20 protein-coding genes are annotated in these 20,253 nt (G+C 71.2%); 13 read left to right on the forward strand and 7 right to left on the reverse strand.

Going from position 1 to position 20,253, the window contains the following annotated elements; translation table 11 throughout:
- Positions 1-76: 76 nt before the first annotated feature.
- Both ISP_RS12535 and ISP_RS12540 read right to left on the reverse strand, forming a co-directional pair.
- Positions 77-1,003: a glutamate ABC transporter substrate-binding protein gene (locus ISP_RS12535; RefSeq protein WP_013224235.1), complete on the reverse strand. Its 927-nt coding sequence runs from the start codon at positions 1,001-1,003 to the stop codon at positions 77-79.
- Positions 1,004-1,071: 68 nt separating this feature from the next.
- Positions 1,072-1,800 carry an amino acid ABC transporter ATP-binding protein gene (locus tag ISP_RS12540; RefSeq protein ID WP_014466810.1) on the reverse strand — a complete coding sequence of 243 codons (729 nt, stop codon included), beginning with the start codon at positions 1,798-1,800 and terminating at the stop codon, positions 1,072-1,074.
- Positions 1,801-2,078: 278 nt separating this feature from the next.
- On the opposite strand from ISP_RS12540, the gene ISP_RS12545 reads away from it, so the two are divergent.
- The gene (locus tag ISP_RS12545) at positions 2,079-2,750 is read left to right on the forward strand and encodes a response regulator transcription factor (RefSeq protein ID WP_014466811.1); all 672 of its coding nucleotides are present in this window, start codon (positions 2,079-2,081) and stop codon (positions 2,748-2,750) included.
- A 4-nt stretch (positions 2,751-2,754) separates the two neighbouring features.
- The gene (locus ISP_RS12550) at positions 2,755-4,152 is read left to right on the forward strand and encodes a sensor histidine kinase (RefSeq protein ID WP_013224238.1); all 1,398 of its coding nucleotides are present in this window, start codon (positions 2,755-2,757) and stop codon (positions 4,150-4,152) included.
- Here ISP_RS12550 and ISP_RS12555 read toward each other — a convergent pair.
- Positions 4,149-5,075 (reverse strand): TAXI family TRAP transporter solute-binding subunit, encoded by a 927-nt coding sequence (locus ISP_RS12555; protein WP_013224239.1) that lies wholly within the window; start codon positions 5,073-5,075, stop codon positions 4,149-4,151. The genes ISP_RS12550 and ISP_RS12555 overlap by 4 nt on opposite strands.
- Before the next feature lie 36 nt (positions 5,076-5,111).
- Positions 5,112-5,354 (reverse strand): winged helix-turn-helix transcriptional regulator, encoded by a 243-nt coding sequence (locus ISP_RS12560; RefSeq protein ID WP_013224240.1) that lies wholly within the window; start codon positions 5,352-5,354, stop codon positions 5,112-5,114.
- On the opposite strand from ISP_RS12560, the gene ISP_RS12565 reads away from it, so the two are divergent.
- The 4 genes from ISP_RS12565 to ISP_RS12585 all read left to right on the forward strand — a co-directional run bounded on the left by ISP_RS12565 (position 5,347) and on the right by ISP_RS12585 (position 9,334).
- Positions 5,347-5,745, forward strand: coding sequence for a hypothetical protein (locus ISP_RS12565; protein WP_013224241.1), 399 nt, complete (start codon positions 5,347-5,349; stop codon positions 5,743-5,745). The two genes, ISP_RS12560 and ISP_RS12565, sit on opposite strands and share 8 nt — an antisense overlap.
- Positions 5,746-5,845: 100 nt before the next feature.
- Positions 5,846-5,977 (forward strand): hypothetical protein, encoded by a 132-nt coding sequence (locus ISP_RS12570; RefSeq protein ID WP_013224242.1) that lies wholly within the window; start codon positions 5,846-5,848, stop codon positions 5,975-5,977.
- Positions 5,978-6,164: 187 nt separating this feature from the next.
- On the forward strand, positions 6,165-8,012 hold the full coding sequence (locus tag ISP_RS48100) for a phosphatase PAP2 family protein (protein ID WP_013224243.1): 1,848 nt from the start codon (positions 6,165-6,167) through the stop codon (positions 8,010-8,012).
- Positions 8,009-9,334, forward strand: a complete 1,326-nt coding sequence (locus ISP_RS12585) for a jacalin-like lectin (protein WP_013224244.1) — start codon at positions 8,009-8,011, stop codon at positions 9,332-9,334. Before ISP_RS48100 ends, ISP_RS12585 begins: the two co-directional genes overlap by 4 nt.
- On the opposite strand, the gene ISP_RS12590 is transcribed toward ISP_RS12585, so the two are convergent.
- Entirely contained in the window at positions 9,319-10,035 is a 717-nt protein-coding gene (locus ISP_RS12590) for a protein kinase domain-containing protein (RefSeq protein ID WP_013224245.1), read from the reverse strand. The genes ISP_RS12585 and ISP_RS12590 overlap by 16 nt on opposite strands.
- A gap of 277 nt (positions 10,036-10,312) precedes the next feature.
- Here ISP_RS12590 and ISP_RS12595 point away from each other — a divergent pair, with 277 nt between their 5' ends.
- From ISP_RS12595 to ISP_RS12605, 3 genes are all read left to right on the forward strand, one after another.
- Positions 10,313-11,749, forward strand: a complete 1,437-nt coding sequence (locus ISP_RS12595) for an RICIN domain-containing protein (protein WP_034284325.1) — start codon at positions 10,313-10,315, stop codon at positions 11,747-11,749.
- 80 nt (positions 11,750-11,829) lie between these two features.
- Positions 11,830-13,581, forward strand: coding sequence for a cellulase family glycosylhydrolase (locus ISP_RS12600; protein ID WP_013224247.1), 1,752 nt, complete (start codon positions 11,830-11,832; stop codon positions 13,579-13,581).
- Between the two features lie 183 nt (positions 13,582-13,764).
- Complete coding sequence (locus ISP_RS12605; protein WP_013224248.1) at positions 13,765-14,091, forward strand: hypothetical protein; 327 nt, start codon at positions 13,765-13,767, stop codon at positions 14,089-14,091.
- 24 nt (positions 14,092-14,115) lie between these two features.
- On the opposite strand, the gene ISP_RS12610 is transcribed toward ISP_RS12605, so the two are convergent.
- Positions 14,116-14,781 (reverse strand): TetR/AcrR family transcriptional regulator, encoded by a 666-nt coding sequence (locus ISP_RS12610; RefSeq protein ID WP_013224249.1) that lies wholly within the window; start codon positions 14,779-14,781, stop codon positions 14,116-14,118.
- An 83-nt stretch (positions 14,782-14,864) separates the two neighbouring features.
- On the opposite strand from ISP_RS12610, the gene ISP_RS12615 reads away from it, so the two are divergent.
- Positions 14,865-15,974 (forward strand): FAD-dependent oxidoreductase, encoded by a 1,110-nt coding sequence (locus ISP_RS12615; protein WP_013224250.1) that lies wholly within the window; start codon positions 14,865-14,867, stop codon positions 15,972-15,974.
- Here the strand turns inward: ISP_RS12615 and ISP_RS12620 are convergent, their stop codons facing one another.
- Positions 15,975-16,658, reverse strand: a complete 684-nt coding sequence (locus ISP_RS12620; RefSeq protein ID WP_013224251.1) for a TetR/AcrR family transcriptional regulator — start codon at positions 16,656-16,658, stop codon at positions 15,975-15,977.
- Positions 16,659-16,725: 67 nt separating this feature from the next.
- On the opposite strand from ISP_RS12620, the gene ISP_RS12625 reads away from it, so the two are divergent.
- The 3 genes from ISP_RS12625 to ISP_RS12635 all read left to right on the forward strand — a co-directional run bounded on the left by ISP_RS12625 (position 16,726) and on the right by ISP_RS12635 (position 20,250).
- Positions 16,726-17,835, forward strand: a complete 1,110-nt coding sequence (locus ISP_RS12625; protein WP_013224252.1) for an FAD-dependent oxidoreductase — start codon at positions 16,726-16,728, stop codon at positions 17,833-17,835.
- Between the two features lie 451 nt (positions 17,836-18,286).
- On the forward strand, positions 18,287-19,780 hold the full coding sequence (miaB, locus tag ISP_RS12630) for a tRNA (N6-isopentenyl adenosine(37)-C2)-methylthiotransferase MiaB (RefSeq protein WP_013224253.1): 1,494 nt from the start codon (positions 18,287-18,289) through the stop codon (positions 19,778-19,780).
- On the forward strand, positions 19,777-20,250 hold the full coding sequence (locus tag ISP_RS12635; RefSeq protein WP_013224254.1) for an Rv2732c family membrane protein: 474 nt from the start codon (positions 19,777-19,779) through the stop codon (positions 20,248-20,250). The genes miaB and ISP_RS12635 overlap by 4 nt, the downstream gene beginning before the upstream one ends.
- Positions 20,251-20,253 lie beyond the last annotated feature (3 nt).

Raw genomic sequence — 20,253 nt, forward strand, 5'->3', positions numbered from 1 at the left:
CCGCGTCCGTGGTCAGGTGGTGGATGGAGAAGGCCGGTGGACCGGGAAGCCCGATCCACCGGCCGTCACGCGAGCGTCAGTACTTCTCGAGGGTCGGCTTCTTGGCGGCCGAGCCCGACTTGCCCAGGGTCGCGTCGTAGATCTTCTGCCAGGTGCCGTCGTCCAGCGCCTTCTGCAGGATGTCGTTGACCTTGTCGCGCAGGACCTTGTCGTCCTTGTTGAGGCCGATGCCGTACTTCTCCGTGGAGAACGTCTGGCCGACGACCTTCAGGCTGTCCGGCTCCTGGGCGGCGTAGCCCTTGAGGATCGCGTCGTCGGTGGTGACCGCGTCGACGTCCTTCGACTGCAGCTTCTCGACGCACTGCGAGTACTTCTGGAACTCGACGATGTTGCCCGGCTCGGTCAGGTTCTCCGAGCGGATCTTCTGGATCGGGGTCGAGCCGGTGACCGAGCAGACCTTCTTGCCCTTGAGGGTGTCCTTGCCGGTGATCGAGCTGTCGTCCTTGCGTACCAGCAGGTCCTGGCCGGCGAGGAAGTACGGGCCGGCGAAGGAGACGAGCGCCTTGCGCTTGTCGGTGATCGAGTAGGTGCCGACGTAGTAGTTCACGTCGCCGTTCGCGATCGTCTGCTCACGCGCGCCCGAGTCGACCGTGCGGAAGGTGATCTTCTCCGGGTCGAAGCCGAGGCCGGCCGAGACGAGCTTCGCGATCTCGATGTCGAATCCGCCGAACTTGCCGGTCGTCGGGTCCTTCATGCCGAGGCCCGGCTGGTCGTCCTTGGCGCCGACGGTCAGCGCGCCCGCCGACTTCATCTTGGCGAACACCGGGGAGCCGGCCAGGTCGACGCCTTGCGCGACCGGGTAGCTCAGCGCCGCGGGGGCGTTCGTGCCGCTCTGGGCGCCCGAACCCGGCGAGCTCGGCGTGCCTTCCTTGCCGCAGGCGGTCAGCGTGGTCAGCGCCAGCCCACCGGCGAGCAGTCCCACCGCGAGGGTGCGGATCCTCATGTGAATCTCTCCTGTGTGTCGTCACCCGGACGCCGACGGCGCCGCGGAACGTTTCTCAGCGGTTGTTCTCAGTGGGTCAGGATCTTGCCGAGGAAGTCCTTCGCGCGCTCGCTCTTGGGCGCGGTGAAGAACGATTCCGGCGTCGTGTCCTCGACGATCTCGCCGTCCGCCATGAAGATCACCCGATCGGCTGCCCGCCGGGCGAAGCCCATCTCGTGGGTGACGACGAGCATCGTCATGCCGTCCTTGGCCAGGCCCGTCATCACGTCGAGGACCTCCTGGACCATCTCCGGGTCCAGCGCCGAGGTCGGCTCGTCGAACAGCATGACCTTGGGCCGCATCGCCAGCGCCCGCGCGATGGCGACGCGCTGCTGCTGGCCACCCGAAAGCTGGGCCGGGTACTTGTCGGCCTGGTTGGCGATGCCGACCCGCTCCAGCAGCTCCATCGCCGTCTTGCGCGCTTCGGCCTGCGAGGTCTTGCGGACCTTCATCGGCGCGAGCATGACGTTCTCGACGATGGTCTTGTGCGCGAACAGGTTGAACGACTGGAACACCATGCCGACGTCGGCCCGCAGCGCGGCCAGCGCCTTGCCCTCGGCGGGCAGCGGGACACCGTCGACGGCGATCTCGCCCGAGTTGATCGGCTCGAGCCGGTTGATTGCCCGGCACAAGGTCGACTTGCCCGAGCCCGACGGGCCGAGCACCACGACGACCTGGCCGCGAGGCACCTCGAGCGTGATCTCCCTGAGCACGTGCAGGTCGCCGAAGTACTTGTTCACGGCGGACGCCTTGATCATCGGCGCCGCCACCTCCGCGGTCATCTGGCCTCCCGGGTCGTTCGTGCAAATCGGGCATGGGTCACCACGCGATGGCGAGAACCTACCGTTGCTTCACCGGCTCGCAAGGCCGCTTGAGCAATACTTAGGGTTTCAACTGAGTATCGATGTCCATTTTGACGGGTGTCCACCCGAGGTCACGGGGAGTGACCGTCCGGGTGGCCGGTGCGGGTCCCGCCCGGACGTCCTAGAGTTCGCCTTACCGGCCGGTGGAGCAGGTCACCATGGGAGGCGGACGGGTGCGGGTGCTGCTGGTGGAGGACGACGACCGGGTCGCGGGTGCGCTGATTCCGGCGTTGACCCGCCGCGGCCTGGCGATCGCCCGGCTGGCCACCGGCGCCGGCGTGCTCGACCGGGTGCACGAGGTCGACGTCATCCTGCTCGACCTCGGCCTGCCGGACATCGACGGCGTGACGCTGTGCCGCCAGATCCGCGCGGTCAGCGACGTCGCGATCATCGTCGTCTCGGCGCGCGGCGAGGTCGACGACCGGATCCAGGGCCTGCGCGCGGGCGCCGACGACTACCTGGTCAAGCCCTACGACGTCGAGGAGCTGCTCGCCCGGGTCGAGGCCGTGCGCCGCCGGCGCGGGGAGCACGCCGCCGAACCGGTGGTCATCCGGGTCGGGGACGTCACCGTCGACGTCTCCCGGCACGAGGTGCTGGTCGACGGCAGGACGGTCGCGCTGTCCCGCAAGGAGTTCCAGGTGCTCGCGCTGGTGGCGGGCGCGCGCGGCGCGGTCTGCTCGCGTGAGCACGTGCTCACCGAGGTGTGGGGCCACCGCGGTCCCGCGGAGAGCCGTTCACTGGACGTCCACGTCGCGACACTGCGGACGAAGCTGGGGCGCCCGGCGCTCATCGAGACGGTCCGCGGGGTCGGGTACCGGCTCGGCGGCCAGGCCGCCCGGAGCTAGGGGCGTGCGCGTCCGGCTGCAGGGCATCGTGCTGACGCTGGTGGCGTTGCTCGTGTTCGGCCTGGGCATCCCACTGGCCATCAGCATCGCGGCGGGCGCGCAGCAGGACCTGTTCCTCGATCGGCTGACCGACACGGCCCGGTTCGCGTCGCTGGCGCAGCGGCCGCTGCTGGACAACAAGCCGTCGCTGATCAACCCCGACCTGATCCGCTACAACGAGGTGTACGGAGTCCAGGTGGCGGTCGTCGACCAGGACGGCAAGCTGTTCGCCTCGTCCCTGGGACCGGACGCGGCGCGCATCGACCTCAAGGCCGACCGGATCGGCGGGCCGATCCGCGAGGCGCTCGCCGGCCGCCGGTCCCAGCCCACCGGCGTGCTGATGCCGTGGGATTCGACGCCGCTGGTGCTCGCCGAGCCGGTGCTGGCCGACGGCGAGGTGCACGGCGCGGTGCTCACCGTGTCCGACACCGGCACCGAGCGGGGGGACGTGCTGTGGTGGTGGCTGCTGCTGGCCGCCGGCGGGATCCTCGCCTTCACGCTCGCGCTGGCCGTGGCGATCCCGGTGGTCCGGTGGATCCTGCGGCCGGTGCACCGGCTCGACGACGCGACCGGTGCGCTGGTGGCGTCGGTGGTGAGCGGCCGGGAGGCGGAGCCGGTGGGGGAGAGCAGCGGGCCGCCGGAGCTGCGGCAGCTCGGCCGGTCCTTCGACCGGATGGCCGAGAGCGTGTCCGGCGCGCTGGCGGCGCAGCGCGCGTTCGTCGCCGACGCGTCCCACCAGCTGCGCAACCCGCTGACGGCGTTGAAGATCCGCCTCGGCAACCTCGAAGGCCACGTCGTCGACGAGCCCGCGGCCGCGGACCTGGAGGCCGCGCGGGTCGACGCGAGCCGGTTGCACCAGATCCTGGACGGGCTGCTGACGATGGCCCGCGCCGAGGCGTCCGGCGGCGAGCTGGACCCGGTGGTGCTGGACGAGGCCGTGGCGGAGCGGGTCGCGGACTGGTCGGTGGTGGGCGAGGCCCGGGACGTCCGGCTGGTGGTGGAGACCTCCGGTGACGGCGCGCGAGTGCGCATGCCGCCCCGCGGCGCCGAAACGATCTTGGACGCGCTGCTGGACAACGCGCTGAAGTTCACCGCGGCGGGGACGGAGATCCGGATCGCGGTGTCCCGGGAGGAGGACCGGGTGCGGTTGTCGGTGCGCGACCACGGGCCGGGGCTGCAGCCGGACGAGCTCGATCGCGCGCTGGACCGGTTCTGGCGGAGCCCGGCGCACCAGAACGTGCCCGGGTCCGGGTTGGGACTGGCGATCGTGAGCGAGATCGTCGCGCATTCGGACGGGCAGCTGGAGCTGGACCTGCCCGAGGGCGGCGGGCTGCGGATCTCGATGGTGTTCCCGGTCGCCTAGGTTTTCTGCGCCCGGTAGTACCGCAGCGCGCCCGGGTGCAACGGGATCGGCTGGGTCTCGATGCCCGGGTGGACGTCGATCGACAGGGCCGCCGGGTTGGCGGCCACGAGCGGGCCGCGGGCGTCGAACAGGCCGCGGACCAGAGCCTCCGCTATGTCGTCGGGCATGGACTTCGAGACCACGAGGTAGTTCGGCACCAGCAGCGTCGTCACCGGGACGAGCTGGCCGTACGTGCTCGCCGGGATCGTCGCGGTGCTGTAGACCTGGCTGCGTGCCTGCACCTTCGGCATCACGTCGGCGAGGTCGAGCAGGTGCAGCCGGCCCCGGATTTCCGGTTCCGCCAGTTTCGGCGTGGGCAGGCCGCCGGACCAGAAGAACGCGTCCACTTCGTGGTTCAGCAGTGCGCGGACGGAATCGTCGAGGCCGCGGCTGATCGTGCTGACCGAGTCCGGCAGCCCGAGCACCTGCAGCAGCCACTTGGCGATGTACTCGACGCCGGATTGCGGTGAGCCGATCGCGATCCGGTGGCCGCTCAGCTGGGACACCGACCGGATGTCGGAGTCGGCCCGGACGACGACGTGCAGGTAGTCGTCGTGGATCCGGGCGAGTGCAGCGAAACCGGGATGGGCGTGGTAGCTGTCCGCGGCGACGTCGGCCGCGACGAAGGCGATGTCGGCCTGGCCGGTGAGCACCTTGGTGACGTTGTCGGGCGAGCCCTGGGTCTGCAGCACCTCCGGCCGGTCGATGTCCAGATCGGCCTGCCAGGCCGTCGCCAGGGGCTGGGCGAGCTTGTAGTAGACGCCGCCCGAGTTGCCCGCGGCGATCCGCAGCTTGAGGTGCCCGAAGCCGGCCGTGCAGGCGGTGAGCACCAGCAGGAGGACGGCGGCGATCGCTAGCCCACGCGTCCGCCTGCTGCTGGTCACGGCCTGATCGTGCCAGACTCCGCTCTTCCGGTCAGCTCAACCGGGTTTTCCCGCCTGATGAGCCGCCCAGTCGGCGCTCCACGCCTTGACCGCGTCCAGCACCGGCCCCAGCCGCGAGCCGATGGCCGTGAGCGTGTACCGGACCTCGACCGGCCGGGCGACCGTGACCACCCGCTCCACGACGCCGGCCAGCTCGAGCTCCTTGAGCCGCTGGGACAGCATCGCGTCGGTGATCCGGGGGATGCGTTCACGCCCGCGCAAGCCGATCCGGATGCGCATCGACGGCGTTCGTGAGCACCGCGGCTTCTGGATCACGCTGGCCACGGCCGAACTGCCGACCCCGGAGAACCCGGCCCCGCTGAGTGTCCGCTACGTGTGGGGCTGCGACCCGGCCGCCGGCGAATTAGCCGCCGACTGGTACGACAGCAACGGCGGACGCGCGGTCCAGCGCTCCGCGGGCTGGGTGGGCGAGGAGTTGTGGTTCCTGGGCACCATCACCATGAACGGCGCCACCGTGCCCCTGCGCGACACGTTCACCCGCCGGGGCCCCGACGCGTACCACCACGTGGGCGAAATCGACCTCGGCGAGGGCTGGATCCCGGTCGACGAAGAGGAAGCGGTCCGGGCCACTACGCCGAGGCGTTCGAGGGGAAACTTGAATTACTGCTGAAGATCCGGGCCCGACCGGCCGTCACCTGGCAGGGCCGGTGCCGCGCTCCGCTCGATGAAGCGGCGATCGTGCCGAGGGCCGCGCAGGAGCCCTTGCCGGTGTGGCGTTGGTCGACTGGGGCGGGTTGCCGGCCGAGGCGGTGGCGGAATCGCTGCACCGGCTGGGCGAGGAGATCGCACCGGCACTACGCCGGCACGCGGACAGCCCCGGCGTGGAAGTCCGGAGCCGGTGAATTCGACGAATTCACCGTCGGCGCAAGGAAGATCAGGTTACCCGCGGGCGAATTACTCCGGACGCTGCTTGACCCGTGCCGGTGGGGCGCTGATCATTCCCGCAGCGGTTCCCCGCGCGTTCTTTCCGGCAGTCGCCACGCGCCCCACTTCCCACCCGCCCCCGGCGGAGCTCCTCAGGAGAACGAGTTGACCCTTGCGCCCCTGGACCGGCGGACCTTCCTGCGCTGGTCCGCGCTCGTCCCCGCCGTCGCCGCCGTGCCCACCGTGCTGGGCGTGCCCGCGTGGGCGGAGGAGACGACGGCCTTCGTCGACACCTACCGCACGAACGTCCCGGCGAACCACACCCCGGAGACCAACGCCGCGGTCCGCATCCTGAGCGGGATGCAGCGGCTCTGGCGCACCGGGTCCACTTGGGACAGTGGGGTCGTGCTCGACGCGGCGGTGCTGCGCGCGAACGTCCGGCACTGCGTCGCCGTCACCCGTCACCGCACCGATGCCGACGCCAAGCGCGCCTTCGTCTACGACCGCCAGCACCAGTCCTACGCCGCGATCGGCGGCCTCGGCCCGCTCGCCGACCTCTACCGCAGTGGCGCCAAGGCCGTCACGAGCATCACCTCCGCGCCCGACGGCACACCGCCGGCCAAGATCGACGACGCCGTCCCGGCCAACGCCCCGGCGGGCTCGGCGCTCGGCGCCGGATCGCACGACTCGGAACTCGGCCTGGTGGCCACCCTCGTCGACACCGTCCGCGGCACCTACGCCTCGGGCAACCCCAGCAAGGCCGCCTACCAGTACCCGCGGCCGTGGCGGCTGACCGCCGACAGCCGGGTCGAGGACACCGGCCGGACCGACGCGCTCGGGTTCCCGGTCTACCGCTCCGACGTCGTCGTCGCGCCGCAGCTGCTGCGCCAGCGCAGCACGACCCCGGCCGAAGACGGCGGATACCCCAGCGGCCACACCAACGCCTTCCACCTGGCCTGCCTCGCACTGGCCTACGCGGTCCCGGAGCGGTTCCAGGAATTGGTGGCACGGGCCTACGACCTGGCCGACACCCGGATCGTCGCCGGGATGCACTCGCCGGTGGACGTGATCGGCGGCCGGACCCTGGCCACCGCGCTCACCGCGGCAACGCTCGCCGACCCGGAGAACGCGGCGCTCAAGGCAGCGGCGCGCGAGCAGGCGCTGAAGTACTTCACCGCGAAGACCGGCACGACGGCCGACACGCTCTTCGCCCGGGCGCACACCGGCGCCGACGAATACGGCGACCGCCGCGCCAACGCCGCGATGGTCGCGCACCGGGCGACCTACGGGCTGCCGGACCGGCCCACCCGCGCCGCGATGCGGGTGCCGAAGGGTGCCGAGGTGCTCCTGGAGACGCGGCTGCCGTACCTCGACGCGGCGCAGCGGCGGGAAGTCCTGCGCACGACGGCGTTCCCGAGTGGACACCCGCTGCTCGACGGCCCCGAGCTCTGGGGACGGCTGAACCTCTTCGCCGCGGCCGACGGCTACGGCGCGTTCGACGCCGGCGTCCGCGTCACGATGGACGCCGCCCGCGGCGGGTTCGCCGCGGATGACAGCTGGCGCAACGACATCGGCGGCGACGGCGGGCTCGTCAAGGCGGGCACCGGGACGCTGACGCTCGCCGGGGCCAACAGCTACCGCGGCGGCACCCGCGTCGAAGCGGGCACGCTGGTCGCGGCGACGCCGGGCGCGCTGGGCACCGGCGACGTCGAACTCGCCGGCGGTGTGCTGCGCGTGTCCGGTCTCCGGGCCGGCGGCTACCACCAGACCGGCGGCACGCTGTCCGTCACCGCCGGACCGGCGCTGCTCCTGCGCGGCGAGGCCACGCTGGAGCGCGGCGTCCTGGAGCTCCGGATCGACGGCGCCTGCCCGTGGCACGAGGTCGACGTGCTGTGCGCGCGGCGGCTGCGCGGCCGGTTCTCCGCCATCCGAACCGACCGCCCGGGCTACCGGGTGGTTCCGCGGTACACGTCCACCGGTTTGTCCGTCCGAATCCTGCGGGAGTTCTCGTGAAGAAACGCCTGGCCGCGCTGGTGCTCGCCGCCGCGTTGTCCACAGTGGTCAGTCCGGCGGCCGCGCACGCCGCCGACGGCAGCGGCAGCTTTTCGGTACTGAGCTACAACGTCGCCGGCCTGCCCGAGAGCATCTCGAGCGCGCCGACGCCGCGTGACCCCGCGACGACGGCGATCGGGCAGCGGATCGCTCCCTACGACATCGTGCACGTCGAAGAGGACTTCAACTACCACGCCAAGCTCTACGCCGCCGACAACCACCCGTACCGCACGCCGACCAGCGGCGGCGCGGGGATCGGCAGCGGGCTCAACACGCTGTCGTCGCTGCCCTACGACACCGACGACTTCGAGCGCGTCCACTGGACGTCCTGCCAGGTCGACTCCGGGGACTGCCTGACCCCGAAGGGCTTCACCTTCATGCGGGTGCGGCTGGCCGAGGGCATGTACGTCGACTTCTACAACGCGCACACCAACGCCGGGACGAACGACGGCGACGAGGCTTCGCGCGCGTCAAACCTGGCGCAGCTGACCGCGTTCATCAAGTCGCACTCGGCGGGCAACGCGGTGGTCGTCATGGGCGACACCAACACGCGCTACACCCGCGCGGCCGACACGATCGCCGGGTTCGCCTCGGACAACGGCCTCACCGACGCGTGGGTGAAGCTCGTGCGCGGCGGGGTCGCCCCGGCGCCCGGCAGCCCGGCGCTGCTGTGCGAACCGGTGGTCACCAACGACTGCGAGATCGTCGACAAGGTCCTCTACCGCAGCAGCAACCTCGTGTCGCTCGACGCGACCTTCTACAACAACGAACACGCGAAGTTCCTCGACGACTCCGGCAAGATGCTGTCCGACCACGACCCGATCACCGTGCGGTTCACCTGGACGCGCAACCCGGCGCTGCGGCTGTCGGAGCAGTACGGCGGCCCACACGGCGACTACTTCACCGACGTCGCCACGGTGCCCGCGGGCGCCCGGGTGCGGACGCTCTCGCTGCGCAGCGGCTCCCGCGTCGACCAGGTCGGGGTGACCCTGGAGAACGGCACCACCCTGACCCACGGCGGCACGGGCGGGACGGCGGCGTCGCTCACGCTCGGCACCGGCGAGTACCTCACGACGGCGACCCTGTGCCAGGGCAAGTACAGCGGCACGACGCGGATCTTCTCGGCCCGGTTCACCACCAACCTCGGCCACGTGCTCGCCGGCGGTTCGACGACCGGCGACTGCGTCACCCGCACGGCCCCGGACGGCTGGCAGATCGCCGGCTTCCACGGCCGCGCCGGCGACGAGGTCGACAAGGTGGGCTTCGTCTACACGCAGCGGTAGTCGCCCGCGGCAGCACGCCTTGCCCCGCCGTCCGGCCGCGAGCCCGGACGGCGGGGCAAGAACGCGCTCAGCAGCTCTTCGGCCACCGCCATCGTGGGCCGGGCCGTCGGGGAGGGGTGCAGCAGCTGGAGCACGGCCTCGGTGACCGGGTGGGGCGCCTGTTCGAGCTCGTGGGTCCGGCCCGCGAGGGCGGCGTAGAGGGTGGCACCGAGCGAGAACACCTCCGACGGGAAGTCGGGGAAGCCCCCGTCGAGCACCTCGGGGGCGAGGTAGGCGCGCGCCCCGCAGCCGCCCGCCCCGGCCACGATCGCGGCGTGGCCCTCGGCCGAGACGACGACGTGGTCCGGATCGACGGCGGCGTGCAGGACACCCTCGTCGTGCGCGGCCGCCAGGACCGCGGCCAGCTGGGCGCCGAACCGCGCGACGAGACCGGGTGCCAGCGTGCCGTGCTCGTCGAGCAGCTCGGTCAGCGTCCGCGCGCCTGGGTATTCGAGCACCAGGTAGGTGGTGCTGTCCTCGTCGACGACGTCACAGATGGCGCCCCGCTGCACGGGGATCGCCGGCGCTGGTTCGTCGAACAACGGCTTGACGGCGACGATCCGGTCGAGCCGTTCGTCCTGGGCGTGCCAGACCACCGCGCCCTGCCCAGCCGGGCCGAGCAGGCGGTACCGGTCGCCGATCAGTGTGCCTTCGCGCGCCACGTCGCCGTCCCTCCGTCGTCCACCGTCCTGCTGGGGGATACGGCCGCCACGCGGATCCGGTTCGCTTGATCGACTTATTTCCCCCGCGCGAGTCCGGCGGGGCGTGCCTGGCCGATCTCCCGACGATCGGACCTTGACACCGTGTGGCGCGCGTCACTTACACTAGGACACTGCTGTTAGCGCTAACAGTCCTTTCGGGTCCAGTACATCCTCCACTGTGGACAAGCAGGGCGCGGCCTTCCGCGTCGGCTGCTGACACGCTTGCGAAGGAGCCGGCATGCTACGACGACGTAGCGCGGTCTTGTCCTTGCTCGTGCTCGTCACCCTGCTGCTCGCCGCGCCCGGTGCGCAGGCCGCGCCGGTGACGGTGACCAACGGGAGCCAGTTCACCGACCCGGCAGGCGCCCTGGTGCACGCCCACGGCGGCGGGATGCTCAAAGTGGGCGCGTACTACTACTGGTTCGGCGAGAACCGCAACGCCGACGACACCTTCCGCGCCGTCTCGGTCTACCGCTCGACCGACCTGAAGACGTGGGAATTCCGCAACGACGTGCTGACGCAGTCGTCGGCGGCCGAGCTGGGCCGGGTGAAGATCGAACGGCCGAAGGTGGTCTACAACAGCTCGACCGGGCAGTACGTGATGTGGATGCACAAGGAGAACGGCGACGACTACGCCGAAGCACGCGCGGCCGTGGCCACCTCCTCGACGGTCGACGGCGGCTACACCTACCGCGGCAGCTTCCGCCCGCTCGGCGTCCACATGTCCCGGGACATCACGCTGTTCAAGGACGACGACGGAACCGCGTACATGGCCTCCGCGGCCCGAGAGAACGCCGACCTCAACGTCTACCGGCTCACCGCCGACTACACCGGCGTCGCCGCGCTGGTGCAGACGCTGTGGCCCGGCTCGTACCGCGAGGCGCCGGCGATGTTCAAGCGCAACGGCGTCTACTTCCTGCTCACCTCGGCGGCGACCGGCTGGCAGCCGAACCAGCAGAAGTACGCGACGGCCACCAGCGTCACGGGGACCTGGAGCGGGTTGACGAACGTCGGGGACTCCACCGGATTCGGCAGTCAGACCGCGTACGTGCTGCCCGTGGCGGGTTCGCAGGCGACCTCCTACCTCTACCTGGGTGACCGCTGGGCGGGTGCCTGGAGCCGTCCGGTCAACGAGTCGAGGTACGTCTGGCTGCCGCTGGGTTTTCCCGGTGCCACCACGATGTCGCTGAGCTGGTCCCCGAAGGTGAGCATCGACGCGGCGACGGGCGTGGTCGCCGGTGTCGGCACCGGCAGCGCGTACGAATCGCTGGTCGCCCGGCACAGTGGCAAGTGCGCGGACGTCCCGGGTTCGGCGAAGGACGACGGCACGGCGGTGAAGCAGTATTCGTGCAACGGCGGCTGGAACCAGCACTGGAGCGTGCTCGACCTCGGCAACGGGTACGCCAGCCTGATCGCGCGGCACAGCGGGAAGTGCCTCGACGTCTCGGACGCCTCCACCGCGGACGGTGCCGCGGCGATCCAGTGGGCGTGCAACGGCGGCACGAACCAGCAGTGGCAGCTCCAGGCCGCCGACGGCGGGTACGTCCGCATCGTGGCCCGCCACAGTGGAAAGTGCCTGGACGTCGTCTCCGCGTCGACGGCCGACGGCGCCGCCCTCAAGCAGTACCCGTGTACCGGCGTGACGAACCAGCAGTGGCTCCGGCGGGCGGCCTGACGGCTCCGTTCGGCCCTTGACGGCCCCGGATCGGGTCGCTAGCTTTTTGTGAAACTCCTTCACGTTTGGGGCTGCCCATCATGCGCCTGCTCGTGGCTTTGCTCACCGCCGTGGCGATGACGTCCGGCGTCGTCGCCTCCGCCGTCGCCGAGGATGTCCCGCAGCACCGGCTGACCGTACGCGGCTCGGCGTTCGTCGACGAGTACGGCCGCGAAGTGGTCTTGCGCGGCTTCAACGTTTCGGGGGAGACGAAGCTGGCGGAAAACGGTTTCTTGCCGTTCGCCACCGCGGCCGACGCGCGCCGCTCGGCCCAGTCGATGCGGGCGCTCACCGGCGCGAACGCCGTGCGCTTCCCGATCGCGTGGGCCGGGACGCAGCCGGTGCGCGGGCCGGTGGACACCCGGTACCTGGCCGCGCTGACCGACCAGCTGAAGGCGTTCCTGGACGAGGGGTTCACCGTCCTGCCCGACTTCCACCAGGACCTGTTCTCCCGCTACCTGTTCAACCGCGGCAGCTGGTACACCGGCGACGGCGCGCCGAAGTGGGTCGTCGACCTCGGTGGCTACCCCGCGGAGAGCTGCGGCATCTGCGCCCACTGGGGCCAGAACATCACCCAGAACGGCGCGGTCCAGGACGCCACGAAGGACTTCTGGCACAACGCCCGCGGCGTCCAGGACGAGTTCGTGGGCCAGGCCGTCCAGACGATGTCCTACCTGCGGACGAACCTGAGTGCCGCGCAGTTCGCCGGTGTCGCGGGTATGGACCCGTACAACGAGCCCTTCGCCGGGCGGTACGACCAGGGCCAGGACAGCAAGGCGTGGGAACAGAACGTGTTGTGGCCGTTCTTCGAGCGGTTCCGCGAAGCGATGGATTCCGCCGGCTGGCAGGACAAACCCGCGTTCGTCGAGCCGAACATGTTCTGGAACGCCAACATCTCCTTCCAGCTGCACCCCGGTGGCTTCCAGGACACCGGCGTGCTGGGTCCGCGGTACGTGTTCAACACGCACTTCTACGACCAGCTCGCGCAGTCCGGCGTGTTCCTGCCGGGCAAGGCGGGCGACGGCCAGTACAGCGCGAGCTTCGGCACGGTCCGGGACCGCGCGGCCGCGCTGGGCACGACGGCGATCGTCACCGAGTTCGGCCACCCGATGACCGGCTACACCTCGGACAAGACCCCGACGGTGGACAAGGCGATGTACCAGGCCTTGGACTCGCGCGTGGCCGGCGCGAACTGGTGGCGCAAGCCGGCGGACTCGGGTCCGGTGCTGTCGGCGACGCAGTGGCAGTGGGACATCTACAGCGGCCGCCACCACGAGCTGATGAACGACAACCCGGACAAGGTCAAGACGGACGGCGACGCCTGGAACGGCGAGGACTTCTCGTCAGCCCGCACGGCGGACGACGGCACCGTCCAGCTCCGCCAGGACGCGCGCCTGCTCGACCGCCTCTACCCGGCGGCCGTCGCGGGGCACACGCTGGCGTTCACCTACGAGGACCGCTCGCGTGACGGCAGCCAAACGCTGACGTGGAACCAGATCCCGTCGACGATGCCGGCGACCGCGGCGTTGACCGGCACCGGCCGGTACGGCGTCCTGGTGTGGCAGGGAACCGACGCGGGGGCACCGACGGAACTCCACGTGCCGTCGGGAATGACACCGACGGTGGTGACGGACCTGGCCTCGGTCACCCGGGTGGGCGACCGCCTGCGCCTGCCCGCGACGCCGGGTCTGCACTACGCGCTGATCGCGGAACCGGCGGCGGCGCCGAGCGCGGCCCAGCTGGCCGCGGTTCGCGCGGAACTCGCGGCCTGGGCGCCCACTGCCGTGAGGTGAGGGGCGGTATCGCCGCGGATTCCGTTGGGGGAGCGGGCCTTCTCCGTCGATCGCCCGGATGTCCCATATCCGCCACCGGTTCGCCCGGCGTAGCGTGAGGTCGCCGGGGCAGGGGGTCCGTTGCGCCCCGTTCCGACCATGGTCGAAAGGCGGGGAACGGTGGGATTCCGATCGGTTCGACGGTTGGCCGCGGTCGCTTCGCTCGTGCTCGCCACGTGGTGTGGACTGATCGTGCCGGCGCCGGGTGCACTGGCCGCGACCACGACGAGCTGTGTCAGCGCGACCCAGGAGCGGCCGGCCTCTTCGACGTACGACGTGTCGAAGGACTGCGCCGGCTTCCCCGATCTCGGGGCGCCCTACGTGTTCCACGTCGGCACCCTCTGGGTATGGCGGCTCGTGGGCCTGGACGTGCTGCTGGTTGCCACCGGTCCGGCCACGCTGACCTGCGCTGCCTACGCGCCGCAGCCTGCCGGCTGGCTCCGGGCCACCGGCTGCGCGGTCACGCGCTGAACCCGGATCCACGATCCGCGTGGTTTAGCGAAGGGTGGCGACACCGGCCAGGAAGAGGTCGACGCCCGCGAGGAACTGTTCGCGGTCGTCGTGCTCGCGCAGGTGCGCGGCGGCCTTGTGCACGAACGGGTACTTCTCCGGGGCGAGTGACTCCCACTGTGCGGAAACGGTGGCCAGAAAGGCCGCCCGGTCCCCCTCGCCGTCGGTGAGGAGCCGGGCGTTGGCGGCGTTCTGCCCGGCGACGCCGAGCACGTAGTTGACGAGCGCGCCCGCGGCGTCGAACAACGCCCGCTCGGGCACTTCGAGCGCCTCGAGCAGCCCGCCGATGCGCTCGTAGACCTCCAGGAGCGCGGGCCGCCACGGCTCCCGGGACAGCTGGGCGCCGACCCAGGGGTGGGCGTCGATCGCGTCGAACAGGCCCAGCGACACCGTGCGCAGCGCTTCCCGCGGCTCCGCCTCGACGACCGCGTCGCCCATGACGCGGGCGATGACGGCGTCGGTCGCCGCCGCGAGGAGGTCGCTCTTGTTCGCGACGTGGTGGTAGATCGCGCCGTAGCCGGTCGACAGGCGGGCGGTGAGCGCGCGGAACGTCAGCGCGGCCTCGCCGCCGTCGTCCAGGATCGCGGCCGCCGCCTGCACGATCACTTCCTTGGACAGCCCGTCCGTGCGCCGTGGGGCCCGTTTCGCCATGTGCCGATCATCGCACGGTTGGAACGTCGATCCAAACTCGTGCTAGCGTGCCGATTGGAACGACGATCCAATCGGAGGTAATCATGACTGTCACGATCATCGGAGCCGGCCTCGGCGGCCTCGTCCTGGCCCGCGTCCTGCACCTGCACGGCATCCCGGTCGAGGTGTACGAGGCCGAAGCCTCCCCGGCCGCCCGCCGCCAGGGCGGCATGCTCGACATCCACCCGTGGAACGGCCAGCCGGCGCTCGAGGCGGCCGGCCTGACCGAAGGGTTCCGCGAGCTCGTCCTGCCGGGCCGTGAGTCCACCCGCGTCGTCGACCGCCACGGCACCGTGCTGCTCGACCAGCCCGACGACGGCACCGGCGAACGTCCCGAAGTGCAGCGCGGCGAGCTGCGGCAGCTGCTGCTCGATTCGCTGCCGCCCGGCACCGTCCACTGGGGACACAAGGTCACCGGGGTGCGGGCGCTCGGCGACGGCGGCCACGAGGTAACCCTGGCCGACGGCACCACGATCGGCACGAACCTGCTGGTGGGTGCGGACGGCGCCTGGTCGAAAGTCCGTCCGCTGCTCTCCGCGGCCACGCCGGAATACGTCGGCGTGACGGTCGTCGAGACGTTCCTCTTCGACGGCGACGCCCGCCATCCCGCCGTAGCGAAGGCGGTCGGCGAGGGTGCGCTTTACGCACTCGCGTCGGGCAAGGGAATCGTGGCCCACCGCGAGAGCGGCGGGACGCTGCACACCTACGCGCAGCTGTTCAAGCCCCAGGACTGGCTTGACGGCGCCGACGCGGCGACCGTGACGGCCCGGGTCGCCGGGGAGTTCGACGGCTGGGCCCCCGAGCTGACCGCCTTGCTCACCGAAAGCGACACCCCGCCGGTCCTGCGCCGCCTCGGCACGCTGCCGGCCGGGCACCGCTGGGACCGCGTGCCGGGGGTGACCCTGCTCGGCGACGCGGCCCACCTGATGCCCCCGAACGGCGAAGGGGCCAACCTGGCCATGCTGGACGGTGCCGAACTCGGTCAGGCCCTGGCGGCCCACCCCGGTGACGTGGAGACGGCGCTGGCCGGGTTCGAGCGGGCCATGTTCGCGCGTGCCGCGGCGGAAGCGGAGGACGTGGACATCTACGCGATCATGTTCGGCGCCGACGCGCCCCACAGCATGGTCGCCATGTTGACCGACGCCGGGGAGTAGCTACCCGGCGGAGATGCCGGCCCCGATGCCGTCGAGGAGGAAGCCGAGGCCGAGGCGGAAGGTCTCGTCGGCGTCGAGGTGGGTGGCGTCGCGCACGACCGTCTCCAGTGCGGGGAAGCGGCCGGTGGCGAACATCCGCTCCAGGTAGGGCCCGTGGGTGCGCTGCCACTGCCGCTGGTCCTGCCCGCTGGCGCGCTCGGCCCGCCGTTCGGCGATTTCCCGGCGGACCGCCCCGATCACGTACGCGTCGACGGCGGCGGCCACCGGCATGACCACGTCGACGTCGACGCCGTCCAGCGCGGCCAGCACCGCCTCGCCCCTGGCCAGCGCGTTCGGGCCGAGCTGGGGCCGGCCGCCGATCAGGTCGGCGAACCACTCGTGCCGGGACGCGGCCTGCCGGGTGGCCTCGGCCACCGAAGTCAGCACTTCGCGCCACCCGGCCCCGGACGGCCGGATCTCGGCGTGGACGGCGTCGACCATCAGGTCGAGCAGCTCGTCCTTCGTGTCGATGTAGCCGTACAGCCGCATCGGCCCGACGTCCAGGACGGCGGCGAGCTTGCGCAGCGACACCGCGTCCAGGCCGGCTTCGTCGGCCAGCTCCACCGCTGTGCGGACGATCAGGTCCCGGCTCAGCGGGGCCGGCGCCGGCCGGTTCGCCGGCTCCGGTCGTTCCCACACCAACATGAGCGTGACAATACATCGGCTGTTGCGATACAGTGTATCGAGACGGACAGCGTATCGGAGGGGAATCATGACCATCGCCATCGTGGGAGCCGGGATGGGCGGCCTGGCGCTCGCCCGGGTCCTGCACGTCCAGGGCGTCGAGGCCGTGGTGTACGAACGCGACGCCTCGCGGGAGGCCCGCCGCCAGGGCGGCATGCTCGACATCCATTCCGGGCAGCGGGCGCTGCGCGAGGCCGGGCTGCTCGACCGCTTCCTGGCGATCGCGCGCCGGGAGGGGCAGGACATGCGTCTCCTGGAGCCGGACGGCACTCTGCTGCTCGAGGAAAACACGCCGGACGACGCCCCGATGGCGCGTCCCGAGATCGACCGCACCGACCTGCGCAACCTGCTGCTCGACTCACTCCCCGAGGGAACGGTCCGCTGGGGTCACGCGTTCGACCACGCCGAAGAGGGCGTCCTGTATTTCGCCGACGGCACCAGTGCGCGCTACGACCTGCTGGTCGGAGCCGACGGCGCGAACTCCCGGGTCCGGCCCCTGCTCACCGACGCCCGCCCGGAGCACCTCGGCCAGAACGCGGTCGAGCTCGCGATCCCCGACATCGACCGCACCCACCCCGACCTGGCGGCCATGGTCGGCCGCGGCAACTACTGGGTGTTCGGCGACGGCAAGTCCCTGGCCGCCCAGCGCAACGGCGACGGCTGCGTCCGCATCGGCATCAGCTTCTACAACACGGGCGAAGACTGGTTCGCCACGAGCGGCATCCCGTTCGACAACCCGCCCGCGGCCCGCGCACGCCTGATCGAGCTCCTGGACGGCTGGGACCCCCGGATCACGGCCCTGATCGCAGCGTCCGACGACACGCTCGTGCCCCGATCACTCGCCACACTCCCGGTCGGCCTGACCTGGCCCTCATCGCCGACAACCACCCTGATCGGCGACGCGGCCCACCTGATGCCCCCGGTGGGGGAGGGAGCGAACATGGCCCTCCTGGACGGCGCCCTCCTCGGCCTGGCATTGGTGGCGCACCCGGACGACTTCGGCACAGCGGTGGCGGAGTACGAGAAGGAGATGTTCGAGCGAACGGAAGCGAGGGCCCGCATGTCGGCGGACATGCAGCAGCTGCTGATGTCCCCGGACGCGAGCCGCCGGTTGCTCGAGTTCTTCCAGCCGAGTTGAGGGAAGCGGTTATTTCAGGCGGGGAGGTTGCTTCTGGCGTCGTGGCGCCCCCGGCTGCGGGGCACAACGCCGAGCAGCGCGGTAAGGGCCCAGATGCCAGCAGCCTCACAGGGCTGCTCCAGACCTACATCTATCAACCTGCCAGACCGGGCAGGCGGCCGGGGAACGGGTTGCCGGATTGGCTTGTCCGTTGTCATCTCATGTTGTTTCACGTGCCGACCGAGGCTTACCCGCCCCGCGCCCGAGCTTGCCGGAGACCCGCGCACTGCCTGGCCTGCTCCAGCGGCGGCACCGGACGACGATCGGATACCGGGCCGGGTGGGACACGGACAAGATCGGCGGAGATTGCGGCGGCCGGCGGGCCGCGCACCGGGTGGGCAGCTACGCTCTCGATCCTCGGCGTGAGGGCACCGCGGAACCGCAGGCGGCAGCCGGTCTACCCTGGAAGCCGATGACCGAGAACCAGGCACCCAGGGCGTACCAGATCCGCACCTTCGGCTGCCAGATGAACGTGCACGACTCCGAGCGGCTCGCCGGGCAGCTCGAGGACGCCGGCTACGTTCCGGCCACCGCCGGGGCCAAGCCCGACCTCATCGTGTTCAACACCTGCGCCGTCCGGGAGAACGCGGACAACAAGCTGTACGGCACCCTCGGGCACCTGCGCCCCGACAAGGTCGCGAACCCCGACCTGCAGATCGCCGTCGGCGGGTGTCTCGCGCAGAAGGACCGCGGGGAGATCGTCAAGCGGGCGCCGTGGGTCGACGTCGTGTTCGGCACCCACAACATCGGGGCGCTGCCCACGCTGCTCGAGCGCGCCCGGCACAACGCCGAGGCCGAGGTCGAGATCCTCGAATCGCTCGAGACCTTCCCCTCGACGCTGCCCGCGCGCCGCGAGTCGTCCTACGCGAGCTGGGTGTCCGTTTCGGTCGGCTGCAACAACACCTGCACCTTCTGCATCGTGCCCGCCCTGCGCGGCAAGGAACGCGACCGGCGGCCCGGCGAAATCCTCGCCGAGGTCGAAGCGCTGGTCGCCGAGGGCGTGCTCGAGGTCACCCTGCTCGGCCAGAACGTCAACTCCTACGGCGTCGAATTCGGCGACCGGCTGGCGTTCGGCAAGCTGCTGCGCGCGTGCGGCACCGTCGACGGCCTCGAGCGCGTCCGGTTCACCTCGCCGCACCCCGCCGCCTTCACCTCCGACGTCATCGACGCCATGGCCGCGACGCCGAACGTCTGCCACCAGCTGCACATGCCGCTGCAGTCCGGGTCCGACCGGGTGCTGCGCGAAATGAAGCGGTCCTACCGCTCGGCGCGCTTCCTGAACATCCTCGACGAGGTCCGCGCGGCCATGCCGGACGCGGCGATCACCACCGACATCATCGTCGGCTTCCCGGGCGAGACCGAGGAGGACTTCCAGGCGACCCTGGACGTCGTCGCCCAGGCCCGCTTCTCCAGCGCGTTCACCTTCCAGTACTCGAAGCGCCCGGGCACGCCGGCCGCGACGATGGACGGCCAGCTGCCCAAGGAGGTCGTGCAGGAGCGCTACGAGCGCCTGGTCGAGCTGCAGAACGCGATTTCCTGGGAAGAGAACAAGAAGATCGTCGGCCGTCGCGTCGAGCTGCTCGTCGCCGCGGGCGAGGGCCGCAAGGACGCCGAGACGCATCGGATGAGCGGCCGCGCCCGCGACGGGCGCCTGGTGCACTTCACGCCGGCCGGCGCCCACGTCGACCGCGCGGTCCGCCCCGGCGACGTCGTCGAGACGGTCGTCACCTACGGCGCACCGCACCACCTGGTGGCCGACGGCGACCTGCTGTCCCACCGGCGGACGCGCGCCGGCGACAACGCGGAGGCCGGGCTCCGGCCGAAGACGAGCGGCGTCACGCTGGGCCTGCCGGGCTTCGGTGCCCCGGCCGCCCAGCCCGAACCGGTGAGTGGGTGTGCGCTGTGACCGAGTCGCGTGGCAACGGCGAGCTGGCCGAGCTGGCGGCCGAGATCGACGAAGCGGGCAAGCGCGCGTCCCGCACGGTGGAGCTGGGCCGCCGCGGGTTCACCATCGCGGTGTTCGCGTTCGTGCTGCTGATCTGCCTGATTCTTCCGTGGGTGGGCGACCACGCGGGCTGGCAGGTCCTGGCCGGCGAGGGCGGCGGCATCCCCCAGCTGTTCGCGGCGACGTCGACCGGTGTCGGAATCCTGGCCTCGGCACTGGCCCTGGTGACGCGGCGCTGGTGGCTGGCCTGGGTCTGCGCGGCGGGCGGCTGGTTCGCCTCGGTGGACGGGCTGCTGGCGATCTGGTCCCAGCAGTCATCCCACGCCTCGGGCGCCGCGGGCGGCGGCCCGGGTTTCGGCATGGTGATCGCCTGGATCGCGATGATCTGCCTCGCGGTCCAGTGGATGCGCACGGCGTTCTCACGATCTTGAGGA

The organism is Amycolatopsis mediterranei, assembly GCF_026017845.1.
GTDB lineage: Bacteria > Actinomycetota > Actinomycetes > Mycobacteriales > Pseudonocardiaceae > Amycolatopsis > Amycolatopsis mediterranei.